This window comes from Virgifigura deserti (assembly GCA_003576685.1).
In the GTDB taxonomy this organism is placed as follows: Bacteria; Pseudomonadota; Alphaproteobacteria; order Dongiales; family Dongiaceae; genus Virgifigura; species Virgifigura deserti.
Genome location: QOZR01000004.1, coordinates 181594 through 200745 on the forward strand (window position 1 = coordinate 181594; position 19152 = coordinate 200745).

The following is a 19152-nucleotide window of genomic DNA, read 5'->3' on the forward strand; positions in this document are numbered from 1 at the left end:
GCAATGCGAAACCTCCTGTTTCTCGCGCACCGCATTCCCTATCCGCCGAACAAGGGCGACAAGATCCGCTCGTGGCATCTGCTCCGCCATCTCGCGGACTCGTTCGCCGTTCATCTCGGCTGCTTCGTCGACGACGAGGACGATTGGCGGCATGTCGGATTCCTCGAAGAGATCTGCGCGAGCTGCCGGTTCGCCCGGCTCGATCCGCGCTGGGCCCGCCTGCGAAGCCTGCGCGGCCTTGCGACCGGCGCGCCGCTGACCTTCCCCTATTTCTGGGACGCCGGGCTCGCCGGCTGGGTAGAGGCGCTACATCGCAGCCACGATATCGCCGTGGAATTCGTGTTCTCCTCGTCGATGGCACCCTATCTCGAGCGCCGCGGCCGCTCGGCGGCAAGGCGTATCGTCGACTTCATCGATGTCGATTCGGAGAAATGGGCGCAGTATGCGGAATCGCAGGCTTGGCCGATGCGCTTCATTTACGGGCGCGAAGGGCGATTGTTGGCCGATGCCGAGCGACGGATCGCCGCCGATGCCGATGCCAGCTTCTTCGTCTCCGAGGCGGAGGCCGCGCTGTTCCGGCGGCGGCCCGGCGTCCCGTCCGAGCGCGTCCATGCGCTGGGCAATGGCGTCGACCTCGCCTTCTTCGCCCCGCACCGCGATCTGCCCTCCCCTTACCCGGCCGGCGGTCCGGTTCTGGTCTTCACGGGCGCCATGGACTATCGGGCCAATGTCGATGCGGTCTGCTGGTTCGCCCGCGAGGCGTTCCCGCTGATCCGGGAGATGGACGCGACGGCGCGCTTCTTCATCGTGGGCGCGCGGCCCGCGCCGGAGGTTCAGCGGCTTGCCGGCGATCCGTCGATCACCGTGACGGGACGGGTCGAGGATGTTCGGCCCTATGTCACCCACGCCGCCGTCGCCGTGGCGCCGCTGCGCATCGCGCGCGGCATTCAGAACAAGGTCCTCGAAGCGATGGCGATGGCCGTCCCGGTGGTAGCGACCCCGCAGGCCTTCGAGGGGATCGATGCCGATCCGCAGGCCGACCTGGTGGTCGCCGGAGAAGCGCCGGCCTTCGCCCGGGCGGCCGGCGAGTTGCTCGCCGATCCGGCCCGACGCCGCCGGATCGGCGAGCAGGCGCGTCGGCGAGTCGAGGAAAACTACGGCTGGGATCGCGCGCTAGCGACGTTGGACGGGGTTTTGCGCTATAGTCGCGCCGACACACCCTCCCGCCCGGCGCCGGCAGCAGCTCCCGGAGGGACGGCGGACCTGCGGCTCGGAACGGGCCGGCTAGAGCCTGATCCGATCACATCGGTTCGACGTGATCGGTGAATCAGTCTCTAATTATTTGAATTAGAGGGCGATTGACCGAACAGGTTGGATCAACCTGATCGCATCGCACTCTAGGATAACGAAGAGGGGGCATGGCGCTTCTCATGAGTGCGGCATGATCGACCACGCGGACTCGCAAGCGGAATCCCGCCTGCCCGAGCGGATGCGTATCCAGGCCTGGACGCGCGCCATCGGCTGGTTCGGCGTTCTGGTCGCGCTGCTGCTCGCCCTTCTCACCGACGTCGTCCTCGCCATGGCGACGACCTGGTGGAACACGACGACCTACAATCACGGCTTCCTGATCCTTCCCATCAGCCTGTTCCTGATCTGGCTCCGCCGCGCGGAACTGAGGACGATGATTCCGGAGCAAGAACCGTTGGCGCTCCTGCTCGTGCTCGGAGCCGGCCTCGTATGGCTGGTCGGCCGGGCGGCCGACGTCATGCTGGTCCAGTATTTCGGCCTGATCGGCATGATCGTCTCGCTGTTCCTCTTCGCCTTCGGCCGATGGATCTCGTTGAAGCTGGCTTTTCCGCTCCTCTTCCTGTTCTTCATGGTGCCGATCGGCAACGCCCTGATTCCGCCGCTGCAGCAATTCACGGCGGCATTCTCGGTTGGCCTGCTCCGGATTGTCGGGATTCCGGTCTTTCAGGACGGCATCTTCATCCAGATCCCGAACGGACTCTTCGAGGTGGCCGAGGCCTGCGCCGGCGTGCGCTTCCTCATCGCCAACATCGTGGTGGTGACGCTGTTCGCCTATCTGGCCTACACCAAATGGTGGAAGTGGGTCGTCTTCCTCGCGCTCGGATTCGTCGTACCGATCATCGCCAACGGCCTTCGCGCCTTCGGAATCATCATCGTCGCTCATCTCACCGACAACAGCGTGGCGGCCGGCGTCGACCACATCATCTATGGCTGGGGCTTCTTCGCCGCGGTCATGCTCGTGCTTCTGCTGATCGGCAATCTCTTCGCCGACCGGCCGGTCGGCCAGTTCGTCGCTTCGTCGTCGGGCCGGACCCGCGCAGCGGGGCGGCAGACCCGCCACTGGCGAACCGGCACGGCCATCGTCGCCCTGCTGGTCACGCTGGCGGCGCCGGTCTATGCCTTGACGATGATGCGGCCGCCGGCAACCACGACAATCGCCGGCGGCACGCCGCTGGCGATCAACCCAAGCTGGACGCGGCTGGAAACTCAAGCCCCGGTCTGGCTGCCTCAGTTCGACGGCGCCGACCGCCTCGTGCTCGAAAGCTACCGTTCGGACGACGCGACCATCGACTTCTTCGTTGCCTATTACATCTATCAGCGCCAAGGCGCCGAGGCCGTGTACTATGCCAACAGCTTCCACGACGGCGAGGTCTGGCGGCGCGCCGAGACCGGATCGGCCCGCCTGCAACATCCCTCCCTTCCGGACGAGGTCAACCGTGACCGGATCGTTTCCGGAAGCACGCAGCGGCTGGTGCTCTCCTGGTATTGGGTCGGTGGCGAGTTTACCGCGGATCCGATCACGGCCAAGCTCCTTCAGGTGCGCGCGCGCCTCCTGGGCTCTGACCCGTCGGCCGCGGTGATTGCGGTCGCCGCGGACTTCCACCAGAATCCGCAAGACGCGAAGGCGGCAATCGAAAGCTTCCTCTCGGGCATGGCACCGCTTGCTCCCTATCTGGAGAGTCTGGGTGCGACCGAGAAATAGCGGCGAGAGGTAGAAGAGCGGTATGTGCGGCATCAGCGGCATCGTCGACCTGGAGGGCAGGCGCCCGATTGATCGCGAGCGCCTGTCGCGGATGAACGGGCTGCTGGCGCATCGCGGCCCCGACGGCGACGGCTTCTTCGAGGCGCCGGGCGTCGGCCTCGGCCACCGGAGGCTCGCGATCATCGATGTCGGCGGCGGCCGGCAACCGCTGTTCAACGAAACCGGCAGCGTCGTCATCGTCTATAATGGCGAGATCTACAATTTCGCGGAGTTGGCCGAGGAGTTGACGCGGCGCGGCCACCGGTTCCGCACGCGGTGCGACACTGAGGTGGTGGTCCATGCCTGGGAAGAATGGGGTGAGGCCTGCCTCGAACGGTTCCGCGGCCTCTATGCCTTCGCCCTGTGGGACAGCGACCGGCAGACGCTCTTCCTGGCCCGCGATCGTTTGGGCAAGAAGCCGCTTTATTATTCGATGAGCAACGGCCGGCTCGTCTTCGCCTCCGAGCTTCAGGCCGTCGTCGCCGGCCTGCCGGAAGTTCCATCGGTCGATCCGCAGGCGGTCGAGGACTATTTCGCCTTCGGCTATGTCCCCGATCCGAAGACCATCTTCCAGGGCGTGTTCAAGTTGCCGCCGGCGCATTCCCTCCTCCTCACCCGCGGCGAAGGCGCCAAGAGGCCGAAACCCTACTGGGACGTCCAGTTTTCCGAAGCCGAGTCCCGGCCGGAGGCGGAACTCGCCGAGGAGTTGGCGGATCGCCTGCGCGACAGCGTCCAGATGCGGCTCGTCTCCGACGTGCCGCTCGGCGCGTTCCTGTCCGGCGGCGTCGATTCGAGCGCCATCGTCGCGTTCATGGCAAAGGCGTCGGCGCAGCCAATCCAGACCTGCTCGATCGGATTCACCGATCCGCGCCACGACGAATCGCGTTATGCGGCGATGATCGCGGAGCGCTATGGAACCGACCATTTCACCCGGCGGGTCGATGTCGACGCCTATAGCCTCATAGACCGGCTGGCGGTCGCCTATTGCGAGCCGTTCGCCGACAGCTCGGCCCTGCCGACATTCCTACTGAGCGCGCTGGCCCGCGAGAAGGTCACGGTCGCGCTCTCCGGCGACGGCGGCGACGAGGTGTTCGCCGGCTACCGTCGCTATGCCTTTCACCGGCGCGAGGAGCAGGCCAAGCGGCTGCTGCCGGCGGGCCTGCGCCGACCGCTGTTCGGCGCCCTCGCCGCCGGCTATCCGAAGCTGGACTGGGCGCCCCGGTTCCTACGCGGCAAGGCTACCTTCGAGGCGCTGTCGCAGGACGCGATCGGCGGCTATTTCCGGGCGGTCACTCTGCTTCCGACGCCGCTCCGGCAACGGCTCTACAGCGGCGACTTCCGCCGCCAGCTCGACGGCTACAGCGCCATCGAGGTTCTGCGCGAGCATGGCGCGCGCGTGGAGACCCGCGACCCCGTGTCCCGCGCGCAATATATCGACCTCAAGACCTGGCTGCCCGGCGGCATGCTGACGAAAGTCGACCGGGCGAGCATGGCCAACTCGCTGGAAGTGCGCACGCCGCTGCTCGATCACCCCCTGGTCGAGTGGGCGGCGCGGCTGCGGCCCGAGATGAAGATCCGTGGCATGGAAGGGAAATATATCCTGAAGAAGGCGGTCGAGCCGCTGCTGCCGCATGACCTGCTCTACCGCCCGAAACAGGGATTCTCTCTCCCTCTGAAGTCCTGGCTTCGAACCGACCTCGCCGGTCATGTCGAAGATCTCGTCACCGACTCGACGCTGACCGACAGCGGCCTGTTCGACGGCGCCTTCCTGCGCCGCCTGGCCACGGAGCATCGGAGCGGCCGGTCCGACCACAGCCGCGCCCTTTGGTCCCTCATCATGTTCGATGCCTTTCTGCGGCGCCCGTGGCTGGATCAGCCCGCCGCGGGAGATCGCCCGGCCACGGAAGCCGCGGAATGACCATGCCGGACCGGCGGTCCGGCATCCCGCAGCGCGGCGCACTTCCTGTGGGGCCCGTGATCACCGCACCTGCTGTCGCGCACAGCAGGATCGAAGCGCTCTCGCGCGAAGGACAATCCGCGGCGGCGATCGAGGAGGCGGACAGCTATTACAGCTCGCTGCCCTGGTACGCGAATTTCGCCGCGACTTGCCTCGATCCTGGCGAGCGGCTCCGCCTCTATGAGCTTTCCAGCGGAACCGACCAGCCGATCGTGCTTTTCCTGCGCGAGCGAGCCGACCGCTTCGGCCCCCTTCCGGCGCGGACCCTTGCCAGCCTGACGAATTACTATAGCTGCGGCTTCTCGATCACCGGGCTCGATAGCGCGGCAGATGGCTCGACCGACGGCGCAGGGCGCATCGCGAACTGGGCTCGGGAGCTGCGTCGCGGCAAGAACCGGCCAGACCGGATCGCGTTCGATGCCCTGGATGCTCCGTCGCCGTCGTTCGATGCCCTCGTCGCGGGGCTGCGGGACGCCGGGTATTTGGTCGAAACCTATCCCCAGTTCGGCAACTGGTACCTGACGGTCCACGCCCCGGACTTCGACGCCTACTGGGCGGGCCGAGACGCGCGCCTGCGCAACACCGTGGAACGGAAGGAGCGAAAGCTGCGCCGCGAACATCAGATGACGATGGAGATCGTGGACGCGCCGAACGACGCCGAACGCGCCATCGCCGCCTATGAGGAGGTCTATGCCCAAAGCTGGAAGACGCCGGAGCCCTATGGCACCTTCATTCCCGGCCTGATCCGGACCGGCTTCGCGACCGCGGTCGCCACGGTCGGCCTGCTGCGGCTCGAGGATCGCCCGGTGGCGGCGCAGCTTTGGATCCGCCACCGCCACCGGCAACAGCATCGGGCGACGATCTTCAAGCTGGCCCACACCGAGTCGGCGAAGCAGTTCTCCGTCGGCTCGATCCTCACCCGGCACATGATGCGTCACGCGTTCGAGAACGGACGGGGAACCAGCCTCCGGGAAATCGATTTCGGCCGCGGCGACGACCCTTACAAGCGGCTTTGGCTGCCCGAACGGCGACAGCGCTGGGGCGTGATCGCCTATGAGCCGGCAACGCTGGCGGGCCTCGCCTATGCGGTGCGCAATCTCGGGCCGAAGGCGGTGCGCCGCCTCGCCCGCCGCCTGCTCCGCCGGTGAAGGATGTGGCCTGAAGTATGTGGCCCCGGGCGGACAGGACTGGTACTAATTGGTCGTTGGCGGGGGCAATTCAGATTGGCTCAACGGCTCATCGACATTCCTGAAATTCAAGCAAGTAGTTTCCATGATTTCAGGCCATTATATGTTGCTCCGGTGATTTGACATGATCGGGATTCGCGGCTGTTGGACAGTGGGATGACAAGCATTATCACCCACGGCATAGCGGCCGGCGCCTATCTTCTCCTAACGGTCTTTCTCTTGACCGGATGGCGCCGCCGGGGCATCGGGCTCGCCCTGATCGCCACCACGGCCCTGACGGCGCTGTGGGCCGGCATCGTGGCCATCGGCGGAGTCTACCCTCTTCCCACAGCCCTCGGTCCGCTGAGCGAACTGGCGCGGACCGGCGCCTGGATCGTCTTCCTTCTGCTGATTCGCGGTCTCCTCGCCCGAGGCGATGCCGCCGCCCATATCTGGCGCGATCCGCTGGCGGCGGTCGGCCTCGCGCTGATCTGCGTCGAGCTGATCGATGTGACCGCCGGGGCCGTGGCGAGTGGCTGGAGTCCACCCGTCGATGTCGGCCTGTTCACGCGGCTTGGTCTCGCCGTGCTGGGGCTGCTGCTGGTCGAGAATCTTTTCATGCAGACCCGGGAAGGCGCGCGCTGGGCCTTCAAGCACCTGCTGATCGGCGTCGGCGCGCTGTTCGCCTTCGACCTGTTCCTCTATTCGCAGGCCCTGCTCTTCAAGAAGGCCGATCCGGTCATCGTCGATGCCCGTCCCCTGGTGAATACGGCGATCGTTCCGTTCATCCTCGTCGCGGCGGTGCGCATCCGCAATCTGGCGTTTAATGTCGCGGTGTCGCGGACCGCCGTGCTGCAGACCACGGCCCTGATCGGCAGCGGCCTTTACCTTCTAGCCGTCGCGGGGATCGGCTTCCTGATGCGCGAAATGAACCTGACCTGGGGGCCCGTTCTTCAGATCCTGTTCTTCTCCGGCGCCGCCATGGTTCTGGTCGTGCTGCTCCTGTCCGGGGAGCTCCGCGCCCGCGTGAAGATGTTCATCGCGCAGAATTTCTTCACCTTCGCCTACGATTATCGTCAGGAATGGCTACGCTTCATCCGCACCATGTCGTCGGACGACATCCGCATCACGTCATCGTCGGACGACGGCGGAACGCTCTACAACCGCGCGATCCAGGCTGTCGCCGACGTCTTCGAGTGCAGCGCCGGCGCCTTGTACTTGCGCGGCCGCGGTGACATCTATGCGCTGGCGGGCCGTCGCGACTGGGGCAGCGCAGCGTCCTGCGTCGCCTTGCCGACGGCACTCGCCGAGCAGATGGAGCGCCGTGACGCGGTGCTCGATCTCCGCGGCGGCGTCGCCGTTGAGAGCGACGACGCGAAGGCCGACGCGGTGATGGCCTGGGTGCGCGCACTCGAGGACCCCTGGCTGCTGATCCCCTTGCGGGCGCGCGGCCAGATCGTCGGCGCAATCGTGCTGGGCCAGCCCCGCGCGCCGCGGAAGCTCAATTGGGAGGACGAGGATCTTCTCGACATCCTCGCCGTCCAGATCGGCAGCTATATCGCCGAGGAGCAAGCCATCCGGGCGCTGATCGAGGCGCAACGCTTCGAGCGGCTGAGCAAGAGGTTCAGCTTCGTCGCGCACGACCTGAAGAACCTGGTGAGCCAATTGTCACTGGTCCTCCACCACGCCGAGCGCCACGGCAATAACCCGGAGTTCCAGCAGGACGTGTTGGAGACGGTTCGCGGCTCGGTGGCAAAGATGCAGACGATGCTGACCCGGCTGCGCGAAGGCGCCGACAGCGAGCCGACCGGGGAAACGGTGGAGATCGGCGCCCTGCTGAGCGAGCTGTTGGAGCGCAAGAAGGTCCTTCGCGACGTGGCATGGGGCGGCACGATCGAGGACGGCGCTCGGGTCACGGCCGATCGGATGGCGCTGTCCGGCGTGCTGGACAATCTGATCCAAAACGCGATCGAGGCCGTAGGAACCGGCGGGCGCGTCGAAATCGACTGCCGCGCCCGGCGGGGGGACGCGGTGATCGAGATCCGCGATAACGGGCCCGGCATGACCCAGGCTTTCATCGAGCAGAACCTTTTCACCCCCTTCACCTCGACCAAGAGCAGCGGATTTGGTATCGGCATGTACCAGACGCGCGAACTGGCCGAAAGCTGGGGCGGCCGAGTCGAGATCGAGAGTCAGGTGGGTGTCGGCACGACGATCCGGCTTATCCTGCCGCTGGCGGCCGCTCACCCCATATCGGTATCAGTCGAGACGGACACCCAACGGGAGAGGACCCAGCGGGAGAAGGCCCCGCGGGAGAAAGCATTGGGCAGGACGGAGCAGTGAACACGCACAACCTTCTGCTAGTCGACGACGATCCGGCGATTCTGCGCATGCTGCGCTGGTCGTTCGAGAATTATCAGGTCCATACGGCGTCCAACAGGGCCGAGGCGCTTCGGCAGGTTGCCGAAACCCAGCCGCCCGTCGTAACCCTCGATCTCGGGCTTCCGCCGATGCCGGACGACGCGATCGAAGGGTTGGCGACGCTCGAGCAGATCCTGTCGACGGCGCCCGACACGAAGGTGATCGTCGTCACCGGCAACGAGGACCGCACCAACGCCGTCAAGGCGATCGGCCTCGGCGCCTACGATTTCTACCAGAAGCCGATCGACGCCGAGATTCTCTCGCTGATCGTCGATCGCGCCTTCAAGCTGTGGGAGCTCGAGGCCGAGAACCGTCGTTTGAAGGGGACCGGCGACGAGGCCTTCTTTGGAATTACGACGGCCAGCGAGCCGATGCAGCGTGTCTGCCGGAGCATCGAAAAGGTGGCGCCGACGGATGCGAGCGTACTGCTGCTCGGGGAAAGCGGGACCGGGAAGGAACTCCTCGCCCACGCGCTGCATAATCTGAGCGATCGCAAGAACGCCCCGTTCATCGCGATCAATTGCGGCGCCATCCCGGAGGCCCTCCTGGAAAGCGAATTGTTCGGCCACGAGAAGGGCGCCTTCACGGGGGCCATCCGGCAGGTCAAGGGCAAGATCGAGCTTGCGCAGCGGGGCACGCTGTTCCTCGACGAGATCGGCGATATGCCGATGTCTCTGCAGGTCAAGCTGCTGCGTTTCCTGCAGGAGCGGGTGATCGAGCGCATCGGCGGACGGGACCAGATCCCGGTCGACGTTCGAATCGTCTGCGCCACCAACCGCAACCTCCACGAACGGATCGCCGGGGGGCAGTTTCGCGAGGACCTGTTCTACCGCATCAGCGAGATTTCGATCGATATCCCGCCCCTGCGTGCCCGCGGCGACGACAGCGTGGTGCTGGCCTGCCATTTCATCGAGAAGTACGGCCGCAACGACAGCAAGCGGAAGCTGAAGCTCTCAGCCGAGGCGCTGGCCGCACTTCGCGAATATCACTGGCCGGGCAATGTGCGCGAGTTGGAGAACCGCGTCAAACGGGCGGTCATCCTCGCCGAGACCAGCATCATCGGCGCTGCCGACCTTGATCTCCGGTCGACGGAAGCGGCGAACACGATGCCCACTCTTCGCGAGGCGCGCGAGAAGGCGGAGCGCTCCATCCTGCTCGATGCGTTGAACAGCGCCGAAGGCAACCTCTCGGTCGCCGCCAAGATGCTAGGGGTGAGCCGGCCGACGATCTACAGCCTACTGAAGCAGCTTAACATTAAATGGCCGCCCTGACGACGGACTGCCGCCCGCGGAAGCATCTTCGCGTGCCGGCAGAAAGCCTTTATCATGGGGGCGTGACACCGCGTCCCGCAAACTCACAGTCTGTGGACAGAAGGAGCATCATGCGCGAACGACGACTCTTCCGCCCCCTTCTGATCGGTTCGGCCCTGACGGCGCTCCTTGCCCTGACGGCCCCGTTCGACGCATCGGCGGTGACGGTCGACCAGGAGCGGTCGGCGTCCTACTACCAGGATGCGCTGCAACAGCTCGAGGACGGCGATGCCGCGGCCGCGATCATTCAGCTGCGCAACGCCCTGCAACAGGATCCGGGCAACGTCGAGGCCCGCCAGCTGCTCGGCCGGCTCTATCTCAGCGCAGGGGACGGCCCGTCCGCGGAGAAGGAACTGGGGCGGGCCCTGGAGGCGCAACCGAGCGACGAGACCGAAATCCTGCTCGGCAACGCGCTGCTGATGCAGCAGAAATACGAGGAAGTCCTTTCGACGGTGTCGCGTGAGGCTTCGACGCCGGAGCAGCGCCAGGAAAAGCTGCTGATCCTCGGAAACGCGCATTTCGGTCTCGACGAGGTGGAAGAAGCTGAAGCGATCTATCGCGAGATCCTGTCGAGCGCTCCGGCCTCCGTCGGCGCGAACTTCGCGCTCGCCCGCCTGAAGGGGGCCGTCGGCGATCTGGACGCCGCGAGCGACTACCTGTCGACGGCGCTCGAAACCGATCCGGAATTTTTCGAAGGCTGGCTTCTCAAGGCGGAGATCGCCCTTCGCCACCAGCAGTACGACGCCGCCTTCGAAGCGCTCGACAAGGCCGATCGAATCCGGCCGGGCAATACCGGCGCCATGCTGGCGCGCGCGCAGGCGCTGCTGCAGACGGGAAAGGTCGACGAAGGCGAAGAGCAGGTCAAGGCCATCCTCGAGCGCCAGCCCAACCAGACCTTCGCGAAGTATCTGCAGGCCGGCATCTATTTCGCGCGCGGCGATTACGAGGAGGCCGACCGGGTCTTCTTCACGATTCAGGATGAATTGCGCAACTTCACGCCGGCGCTGCTGCTGGGTGGCCTGATCAAGTTCGGCACCGAGCAATATGCCCAGGCGGAGCAGTTCCTGTCGCGCTATGTCGCCGCGCAACCGCAGAATGTCGCCGCCAAGCGCGTGCTGGCGCTCGTCAATTTGCGGCTGGGGAATCCCCATGCCACGGTCCGGATTCTCGAATCGGTGGTCGCCGCGAATCCCGACGATCTGGCGGCAATGCAGCTCTTGGCCAGCGGCTATATGCGGACCGAGAATTACGACCAAGCGGCGGAGGCCTTCGAGAAGGTTGCGCGATCGGACAATCCGGCCTTCGCCCAGCAGGCCCGCACGTCGCTCGCCTTGCTCGGCACGTCGCTCGGCATCAGCGGCGCGCCGGTAGCCGACGCCGAGGAGCAAGCGGCAGCCCAGCCGAGTGGCGAGCCAGGCGCCGAGCCGGCCCCTGCCGGAACGTTGATGCCGGCCGACGAGCTGTCGCGGGGCATCGTCCTGGTGTTGGATTATCTCAAGACCCGCGACTTCGAGGCCGCGCTTGACGAAGTCGAGTCCCTGAAGTCAACCCATCCGGACAATCCCGTCGTCCTCAATATCGAAGGCGGAATCCATCTCGCCCGTGGCGACGAGGAGTCGGCCCGGGAGAGCTTCGAGAAGGCGCTGGAGCTCAATCCGGACTTCATATCCGCGCTCAACAATCTCGACCGCCTCGACCTGCGCGCCGGCAATCCGGAGGCGGTGGAGGGCAGGATGCGCGACCGCCTGGAGCGGGACCCGACGGACGAGCAGATGCTCCTGCGTCTGGCCCAGTTCCTGACGAGCCAGGAACGTCCGGACGAGGCTCAGGCGCTTCTGGACTCCGCCCGCGGGTCAATGCCGGAAAGCATCGCCGTTCGCGAAGCCCTTGTCGTCTCCTACCTCACCGAAGGCACGCCCGAGCGGGCCGTGCCGATCGCCAAGGAGATGGCCGACATCGCGCCCGAGAACCCGGCCGTGCTGACCTTCGCCGGGCGCACGCTGCTCCAGGCAGAGATGCCGGCTGAGGCTGTCGGCATGTTCGAGAGGCTGAGGGTGGTGCAGCCGGACTCCCCCGCCGCTCAGCTTCTGCTCGCCGACGCGCTGTTCGCGGCCGAGAGGAAAGACGAGGCCCGCGCGATGCTCGTCGATCTGCGCGAGCGGAATCCGGAGAACGTTCCGGCCGCCGCCGGTCTCATCAATTTCGCCCTTTCGGACGATCAGGCCGAGGAAGCGTTGCGGATCGCGACCGACCTGGCGGCGCAGGATGCGGTCGCGTCCGCGCAGCTTCAGGCCGACGTGCTGCGACGGACGGGTCGCGCCGATAAGGCCGTTGCGGTGCTTTCCGACGCGTTCCAGGAGAACCCGGTGTCGCCGCTTGCGCTCGATCTGTTTCTCGCTCAGCGGTCGGTCGGACAGGTCGAGGAGGGAATCAAGGGTCTGACCGCGTGGGTGGAGGCGCACCCGGACGATCGGCCGGCACGGCTGGCGCTGGCCTCGGCGCTGATCGAGACCGGTGATTACGAGACCGCGTCGGCTCAGTACGAGACGCTGGTGACGTCCGATCCGAACGACGCTGCGGCGCTGAATAATCTGGCCTGGCTCAAGAACGAGTTGGGCGAGCCGAACGCGCTGGACTATGCGCGACGGGCCCATGACCTCGCCCCCGAATCCCCCGAGATCGCCGATACGCTAGGCTGGATGCTGGTCCAATCGGAGGACACGGCCGAGGAGGGATTGGCGCTGCTTCGCGAGGCCGCCACCGCGGCGCCGGCCAATGCGGATATCCAGTATCATCTGGCCTATGCGCTTCGCGCGAGCGGCGATCAGGATGAGGCGCAGGCGATCCTGGAGAAGCTGCTGGCGACCGATCAGCCCTTCACGGAACGTGACGCGGCGCAGTCCCTCCTTACGGAACTGCGTGGTTAGAGCCTGATCCGATCAGGTTGGGTCAACCTGATCGGATCGTGCTCTCATGTGATGGCCCCGAAGTTCGGCACATTATTTGTGCCGATTCACGCGAAATTCGAATGATCGAACTTCGCGATCAGGACATTAGAGGCCGGCGGCTCCGGCGATGGGAGGCTTGACGGGTTTCCGTGCGCTGTTCAACAGCATCTCCCGAACCGTCAGCGGGTCGCTGGGCACGCCGCCGAACTCGCCCGTGAAGATGGCGCAGAACTGTTCGACCGACTCGATAAAGCGCCGGAGGTCCGCATCGGATCGCACATAGGGGGTGTTGCCCGGGACGAGCGACGGGCTGTGATAGGTCAGGCTAAAGATCCGGACGCCCTGTCGCAGCAGCGCGCGCAGCAGGCGCACATGCTGCCGATGGGACTCCCCTTCCGGGCTCAGGGTGATCCGCTCGAGGAGATGCAGCTGCGCGAGAATTCCCCCGAGATGCAGCCCGCGACCGAATCGCGAGTACAGAAAAGGGTCGAGCTGCGGCCCGGCCGGCGCGAAAAGACCGGTGTACCCCCGCGTCATCGGAATCTCGAGAATCTCCCCCACGCCGCCGACCCAATAGGGTACCGGCCGCACGCGACGAAAATCAGGCCCGAACTTCCAGCGGAAGTCGACGCCCGGCACGGCACTCAGATCGATCGTGTAGCCGGCCTCCGCCAGGGTCCGGAAGGTGCTCGGGCCGAGCCCATATCGGCCGGCCTTGTAGATTTGAGGCACGAGGCCGAGCACATCCTCGATCTTGCGGGACAATGTCTCGAGCTTGCGCCGCTCCAGATCGGGCGGAAGATTTCCGGGATAGGAGTTCCGGTCCGAAATCTGTTCCTGGAAGGGCGGATTGACCCAGGGCTGAAGATGCGTGCCGATGATGCAGGCGTCGGCATCCAACAGCTCGCGCAGCGGCGCCGCGCCCTCAGCTTGGCTGATGACCGGGTAGTCGATGACGTAGGTCGGCTTGATGCCGAACTTCTCGAAGATGCGGTGCATCTGGTACTGCGCCGCCATCGAGCGGACATTCACCTCGGTCCGCGAGAACGGCTTCGCCCAGTCGAATTCCTCTTCGGTATCGACGATGACCAGCAACATCGGGCGGGCGTCCCTGGACAGCTCTATGAGCTGCCAGTCGTCCTTGAACAGGACTCCGGAATGACTTGTTATCACATCACTGCGCGTTCTTCGCTCGACACATTCTTACACGTCATGGAGCTGCAAAAAGCTTCCGAACCATCAATTGCCTTAAACCAGCGACTATGAAGGCTGCGTAAAGACCCTATCATGGGGCTCGGAACAAGAGCAACAAACCCGCCCCAACGGCGGCCCAGGGAAGAGATATGACGGTGTCCAGGCAATTCCTGCCCCTCGGACTGCTCGCCTCCCTTCTAGCGGCCGGCTGCGCGCTGCCGCCGACGGTCGGAAACGGTCCATCGGCCCCGGATTCGGTCGTCGCCTGCTACGATACCGCTCGCGAGCTCGTCATCCGCACCCCGGCCGCACTCTGCCAGGGCGAAATCGTCGACGCGCGGAAGGCGGCGAAGATCGAGGCGGCACGAAGCCGGCGAACGCAGACGGCGGCCCGCAAGCTGCGCCCGGAGACGGTGCCCGCCGACCGCCGGCTGGCCGGAAACGGCACCGGGCTGCTGGTCGGAGACGGCGAGATTCTGACCAATTTCCATGTCGTTCAGAATTGCCCGATCGTGACCGTGACATCGGTGGATGGTACGAATGCCCCCTCCACCGTTCGGACGGCGGACGCCGCCAAGGATCTCGCAATCCTCTCGAGCGATCTGGAGACCTCCGGGGTCGCCGTCTTCAATTCCGACCCCGCATCGGCCAGCCCTTACCGCCTCGCTGTCGTCGGCTATCCGAAACAGGGGCAGACGACCGTCGCTTCAAGCCTAACCCCCGCAATCGCCCGCCCCCAGGACCTGAGCGCGCAAGACCCGATGTTCCTCGTCGGCGGATCGGTTTGGCCGGGTCACAGCGGCAGCCCGCTCGTCGATCAGAGCGGGAACGTCGTCGGAGTCGTACGGGCAAAGCTCGATGCCGTCAAACTGTACCAGAAAACGGGGGAGCTGGCCGACAATGTCGGCCTGGCAATTTCCAACGCCGTCATCCTCGAGTTCCTCGAGTCCAGCGGCGTCGCCGTCCGCCTGAGCCCGTCCACCGCGACGCTGACTGACGAGGAGATTCTCGCGAAATCCCAAGGTTTCGTGGTGCGCGTCAACTGCTGGCGCTGAGTTAGGCGCTCTTATGCCTCACGCCGCCGATCGCAGGGCAGCCGATGGCCCGGCGCCGATCATGCCGGAGAAAAGCTCGTCATAGGTCGCGATCATCGCCTTCTGATCAAAGGTCGAGCGCGCACGCTGCCGGTTCGCCGTGCCGATCTGACGGCGCAGATCGGGATTAAGCAGCAGATCCTCAAGCGCTTGGACGTACTGCTCCTCGTCATCCCGGCGAACGATCAGCGGCTGGTTCTCCGCGGCGACCATCGACTTGATGTCGCCAACATCGGTGGCGACGATCGGCAAGCCGGCGGCCATTGCCTCAAGGACCGTGTAGGGCATCTGCTCGGTGTCGGACGACAGCGCAAACAAGTCGAACAGGCCGATGACGCCCTCCGGCCGGTCGATCGGCCCGGCGAAGAGAACCCGGTCGGCGATCGCGCAGTCGCGCGCCACCGCCTCCAACGCCTGCCGCTCCGGGCCGCCGCCGACCATGACGAGCCGGATCCGGTGCCTCGACGACAGCGCCGCGACGGCGCGGATCAGCCGGCCGAAATTCTTCTCCGGCCGGAGTGCGCCAATCGTGCCGATAACGAATTCGTCGGCCTGCAGATCCAGGCGCGCGGCGGCGGCCGAATCTGGCAGCCGCGCGAAACGGTCGCAATCGATCCCGTTCGGGATGTAGCTGACCCGGGACGGAGCCAGCCGCCAGACATCGAGCGCGATCCGGCGCAATGTCTGCGACGGCACGACAACACGCGTGGGCCCGGTCAGCGCCAGACGCCGGAACAGGACTCGCCGGCGGAGCTGCCGCCCGTTCGCCTCGTCCGGCCCGAAGCCGTCCTCGAAATGGAGATGCGGACAAAGCGGCCGCCAGCGGTTCGCCAATCCCCACTCGACCGTCCCCCAATTGTAGGTCACCAGAAGGTCCGGGTGCAGCCGCGCCAGCATCCGGCGGAACCGCAGAAGGTTATCGAGGCTTAGGCCGCGCGTCTTCGGTGCGTTCAGCGGGACGGACCGGCAATCGACCGCTGGATCCAACAAGTCGCGGCAGGCGAGATTGCGGTCCATCGCCAACACGGTATGGCGATAGGCATCGGCCCGCGCATTCGCCAGCGTCACGAAGCGAATCTGCTGCCCGCCGACCGAGAAGCTGGGAAAAACATGGACGAGGTGAGGAATGGATCCGCGATCTGAAGGCATGAAACGCACCGGCGAGAATGTTCCCTTTCTTAGAACCCCTAACATCACCTGTCCATGGTCTGCGGCGTCCCTCCGGCGGGCCATCGGACGGAACGCGATGCAGGCGCATCGCACAGACCGGCCGTGGGGCCGGCCATGGTTAACCATTCTTTAAAAAATTTGCGATGAATTGGTGACAGTTATTGGACCATATTGGTGAATCCTGGAGAATAGAATGGCGGACATTCTTGCTGTTGCCTCCGAACGAACCGATCGGCCAGTCGACCGCCGCGGCAGCGGGAAATGGTCACGTCAGTTATGCACCCTCACGATTATCGGCCTCAGCCTTCTCGGCTGGGCCATCCTCGGCAGCGTATGGCAACAACTGCCTATATTCTGACAAGCGGCCGGCCGCAGGTCGTCTATGCAGCCTCGGCGCCATGACATAGCCGCACGGCATGCTCCGGGTCTGTCGCGCGGCACATCTCGACCCTACCCGATCGACACGAGCGCCATGTCCCTTTTCGGCCGAGGCCCCTGTTTCCCAAGGGCCGAACAGCCGGATTCGGAGGAACTACTCTGCAGCATCAGCGTTAGTTGTTCCTCGAATCCTTCTATTTCCTGAGCCAGAAATTCGATCAACAAGGCCGCCAGCGGGATGGTGTTCATGCTGCAAGTCGATGATTGCCCGGTTACCCGCCGATCGATCATTAATCGGCCCCCTGGCCGATCCCCTGGCGTGGCGAAGATCTGTCATTTATCAAAGTTTTCTCAGACTTCTCCTAAAGATAATGCAATCTTAAATTCACTCACTTATATTCTCGCCGGTCAGACGTCGAAATGATCCGCAGTGCGAAATTATTGGCCTCGTAAATCGCCCCGTAGCAGAGAAACGGGAATGAAAGACCGCATACATCTCCAGCCATGATTCGCATTTTTAACATATATGTTCCAGGAGCCTTCTTCGTCCTCGGTATTGTCGACATAATACTTCTTTTTGCGTCAATATCCATTGGATTTGTTTTAAGTTATGCAGGAATTCAAACGGTATTAGAGGAATCTCCGGAGTCTTTTATACAGAAGGCTAATTTTGTTTTCGTGTCGGTAATATGCCTTTTCACAATGGGGCTTTATCATCGGCAGTTTATCTTCGATATAAAAGAAGCTGCGCTGCGGGTTATCGTCAGTTTTGTATTCAGCTTTATCGTTCTGTCGATATTGTTTTATATTTTTCAGCCGACGCGAATTTGGGTCAGCGCTCTTCTTCCAGGCATTTTCATCGCGATCTGCTCCATTTTCGCAGCCCGGCTGATTTTTCTTCGCGTCGCCGACCTAAACGCTTTCAAGCGCCGCGTGCTGGTCATGGGGGCCGGACCGCAGGCCCAGCGTGTCGAGGACGTCGAGCGGAAATTCAGGCCGGCGCGGTTCGCCTGCGTCGGCTTTGTCCAGACCGACCTTTGCGCCGTTTGCGTGGATGAAAAGAAAGTTTTCAAGAAGATCAATGATCTTGCCGCGCTCTGCGAACGGCTGAGCGTCGAGGAAATCGTCCTGGCGCTGGAGGAGCGACGCGGCAATTTGCCGATGGACACGCTGCTCGCCTGTCGGCTCAAAGGCATACGGGTTCTCAATCTGTCGACCTTTTGCGAGCGCGAGCTCGGCCAAGTGGAACTGGAGGCGCTCTATCCGAGCTGGTTGATCTTCTCGGACGGTGGCATGCGAGGACGGATCGAACGCGGCGCGAAGCGTCTGTTCGACATTATCGTCAGCCTCAGCCTGCTGCTGTTCACCCTTCCGGTGACGGCGCTGGCGATCCTCGCCATACTGATCGAGGACGGCCGCCCTATCTTCTATCGGCAGGAGCGGGTCGGCCTGAATGGCCAGGGCTTCTTCGCGTTGAAATTCCGGAGCATGCGGGTCGACGCGGAAAAGGACGGGATCCCGCGCTGGGCGGCGATCAACGACTCACGTGTGACAAGGGTCGGCGCAATCATCCGCAAGATGCGGGTCGATGAGATTCCCCAGATCTACAACGTGCTGCGGGGCGAGATGAGCTTTGTGGGCCCGCGCCCGGAACGCCCGTCGATCGTCGCCGACCTGACGCGGGAGATTCCGTTTTATCAGTATCGTCATGTCGTGAAGCCGGGCATCACAGGCTGGGCCCAAATCAATTATCCTTACGGCGCATCGATCAAGGACGCCCAGGAAAAGCTGAAGTTCGATCTTTATTACGTCAAGAACTACAGCCTCGTCATCGACCTGCTGATCCTAATCCAGACGATTCGCGTCATTCTATGGCCACAGGGCGCTCGCTGACGGACTCGCGGCGCGGAACTTTCCTCTCGACGGTATCGTTGGTGACCGGTAGATGGCGTTGGCGAACTCGCCACGCCGGGTTCTTCCGTTCTGGAATATCCGCGGTCGCGTCTTCAGGAAGGAGATGTCGAACCCGCTCCCGCCGGGATGATATCGGTGGCATGGAGAGGTGCAAGGCATGGATTTCGAAGTCGGCGGCCTCTTCGGCCTTCTAATCCTGATCGCGGACATCTGGGCAATTGTAAACATCGTGAGGAGCAGCGCCTCGACCGGATCGAAGATCCTGTGGACGATCATCATCCTGATCCTGCCGGTTCTCGGCCTGATCATCTGGTTCTTCGCCGGACCGCGCTCGGCGCCGGCCTGAGAAGCCGGCTGGCATGGGTTTCTTCGGCGGCGGACTTTATGGCCTGATCGGCCTTGTCACCTTCGTAGTCCTTGTCCTCCGCGACTGGAATGTCTGCGTCGGCATCGGCGGCTGCGCCCTCGCCCTGGTGCTCGATTGGCTCGCCGGCGTCTTTTGGCCGTTCTATTGGGTCTATGTCCTCTTGGCGGGCTAGGGCCTGATCCGA

General features: G+C 64.3%; 14 protein-coding genes. 12 read left to right on the forward strand and 2 right to left on the reverse strand.

Going from position 1 to position 19152, the window contains the following annotated elements; all coding sequences use genetic code 11:
* Positions 1–3 precede the first annotated feature (3 nt).
* From DT069_RS08635 to prsT, 7 genes are all read left to right on the forward strand, one after another.
* Positions 4–1326, forward strand: coding sequence for a TIGR03087 family PEP-CTERM/XrtA system glycosyltransferase (locus tag DT069_RS08635; protein WP_119459900.1), 1323 nt, complete (start codon positions 4–6; stop codon positions 1324–1326).
* A gap of 115 nt (positions 1327–1441) precedes the next feature.
* Complete coding sequence (gene xrtA / locus DT069_RS08640; protein WP_119459901.1) at positions 1442–3010, forward strand: exosortase A; 1569 nt, start codon at positions 1442–1444, stop codon at positions 3008–3010.
* 22 nt (positions 3011–3032) lie between these two features.
* Positions 3033–4967 (forward strand): XrtA/PEP-CTERM system amidotransferase, encoded by a 1935-nt coding sequence (locus DT069_RS08645; protein WP_119459902.1) that lies wholly within the window; start codon positions 3033–3035, stop codon positions 4965–4967.
* On the forward strand, positions 4964–6154 hold the full coding sequence (locus DT069_RS08650) for a GNAT family N-acetyltransferase (RefSeq protein ID WP_119459903.1): 1191 nt from the start codon (positions 4964–4966) through the stop codon (positions 6152–6154). The genes DT069_RS08645 and DT069_RS08650 overlap by 4 nt, the downstream gene beginning before the upstream one ends.
* 195 nt (positions 6155–6349) lie before the next feature.
* Positions 6350–8515 carry an XrtA/PEP-CTERM system histidine kinase PrsK gene (gene prsK / locus DT069_RS08655; RefSeq protein ID WP_119459904.1) on the forward strand — a complete coding sequence of 722 codons (2166 nt, stop codon included), beginning with the start codon at positions 6350–6352 and terminating at the stop codon, positions 8513–8515.
* A complete protein-coding gene (gene prsR / locus DT069_RS08660) occupies positions 8512–9864 on the forward strand; it encodes a PEP-CTERM-box response regulator transcription factor (protein ID WP_425450107.1) in 1353 nt (450 codons plus the stop codon). Before prsK ends, prsR begins: the two co-directional genes overlap by 4 nt.
* Before the next feature lie 110 nt (positions 9865–9974).
* Positions 9975–12830 (forward strand): XrtA/PEP-CTERM system TPR-repeat protein PrsT, encoded by a 2856-nt coding sequence (prsT, locus tag DT069_RS08665; RefSeq protein ID WP_162913067.1) that lies wholly within the window; start codon positions 9975–9977, stop codon positions 12828–12830.
* Between the two features lie 126 nt (positions 12831–12956).
* Here prsT and DT069_RS08670 read toward each other — a convergent pair whose 3' ends face one another.
* A complete protein-coding gene (locus tag DT069_RS08670) occupies positions 12957–14024 on the reverse strand; it encodes a polysaccharide deacetylase family protein (protein WP_162913068.1) in 1068 nt (355 codons plus the stop codon).
* Positions 14025–14194: 170 nt separating this feature from the next.
* Here DT069_RS08670 and DT069_RS08675 point away from each other — a divergent pair, with 170 nt between their 5' ends.
* Complete coding sequence (locus DT069_RS08675) at positions 14195–15100, forward strand: S1 family peptidase (RefSeq protein ID WP_119459907.1); 906 nt, start codon at positions 14195–14197, stop codon at positions 15098–15100.
* Between the two features lie 18 nt (positions 15101–15118).
* Here DT069_RS08675 and DT069_RS08680 read toward each other — a convergent pair whose 3' ends face one another.
* A complete protein-coding gene (locus DT069_RS08680) occupies positions 15119–16288 on the reverse strand; it encodes a glycosyltransferase family 4 protein (RefSeq protein WP_162913069.1) in 1170 nt (389 codons plus the stop codon).
* Positions 16289–16502: 214 nt separating this feature from the next.
* Here DT069_RS08680 and DT069_RS24580 point away from each other — a divergent pair, with 214 nt between their 5' ends.
* The 4 genes from DT069_RS24580 to DT069_RS08695 all read left to right on the forward strand — a co-directional run bounded on the left by DT069_RS24580 (position 16503) and on the right by DT069_RS08695 (position 19140).
* Complete coding sequence (locus DT069_RS24580; protein WP_162913070.1) at positions 16503–16667, forward strand: hypothetical protein; 165 nt, start codon at positions 16503–16505, stop codon at positions 16665–16667.
* A 524-nt stretch (positions 16668–17191) separates the two neighbouring features.
* A complete protein-coding gene (locus DT069_RS08685; protein WP_119459909.1) occupies positions 17192–18580 on the forward strand; it encodes a TIGR03013 family XrtA/PEP-CTERM system glycosyltransferase in 1389 nt (462 codons plus the stop codon).
* 178 nt (positions 18581–18758) lie between these two features.
* Positions 18759–18947 (forward strand): PLDc N-terminal domain-containing protein, encoded by a 189-nt coding sequence (locus DT069_RS08690; RefSeq protein WP_119459910.1) that lies wholly within the window; start codon positions 18759–18761, stop codon positions 18945–18947.
* A gap of 13 nt (positions 18948–18960) precedes the next feature.
* A complete protein-coding gene (locus DT069_RS08695; RefSeq protein ID WP_119459911.1) occupies positions 18961–19140 on the forward strand; it encodes a hypothetical protein in 180 nt (59 codons plus the stop codon).
* The last annotated feature ends 12 nt before the right edge of the window (positions 19141–19152 follow it).

Excerpts from the sequence above, each read along its gene's own strand:
- DT069_RS08675 (WP_119459907.1), top strand. The coding sequence starts at position 14,195 with ATGACGGTGTCCAGGCAATTCCTGCCCCTCGGACTGCTCGCCTCCCTT.
- DT069_RS08635 (WP_119459900.1), top strand. The coding sequence starts at position 4 with ATGCGAAACCTCCTGTTTCTCGCGCACCGCATTCCCTATCCGCCGAAC.
- xrtA (WP_119459901.1), top strand. The coding sequence starts at position 1,442 with ATGATCGACCACGCGGACTCGCAAGCGGAATCCCGCCTGCCCGAGCGG.
- DT069_RS08650 (WP_119459903.1), top strand. The coding sequence starts at position 4,964 with ATGACCATGCCGGACCGGCGGTCCGGCATCCCGCAGCGCGGCGCACTT.
- prsK (WP_119459904.1), top strand. The coding sequence starts at position 6,350 with ATGACAAGCATTATCACCCACGGCATAGCGGCCGGCGCCTATCTTCTC.
- DT069_RS08685 (WP_119459909.1), top strand. The coding sequence starts at position 17,192 with ATGATTCGCATTTTTAACATATATGTTCCAGGAGCCTTCTTCGTCCTC.
- DT069_RS24580 (WP_162913070.1), top strand. The coding sequence starts at position 16,503 with ATGGCGGACATTCTTGCTGTTGCCTCCGAACGAACCGATCGGCCAGTC.
- DT069_RS08645 (WP_119459902.1), top strand. The coding sequence starts at position 3,033 with ATGTGCGGCATCAGCGGCATCGTCGACCTGGAGGGCAGGCGCCCGATT.
- DT069_RS08690 (WP_119459910.1), top strand. The coding sequence starts at position 18,759 with ATGGATTTCGAAGTCGGCGGCCTCTTCGGCCTTCTAATCCTGATCGCG.
- DT069_RS08695 (WP_119459911.1), top strand. The coding sequence starts at position 18,961 with ATGGGTTTCTTCGGCGGCGGACTTTATGGCCTGATCGGCCTTGTCACC.
- prsT (WP_162913067.1), top strand. The coding sequence starts at position 9,975 with ATGCGCGAACGACGACTCTTCCGCCCCCTTCTGATCGGTTCGGCCCTG.
- DT069_RS08680 (WP_162913069.1), bottom strand. The coding sequence starts at position 16,288 with ATGCCTTCAGATCGCGGATCCATTCCTCACCTCGTCCATGTTTTTCCC.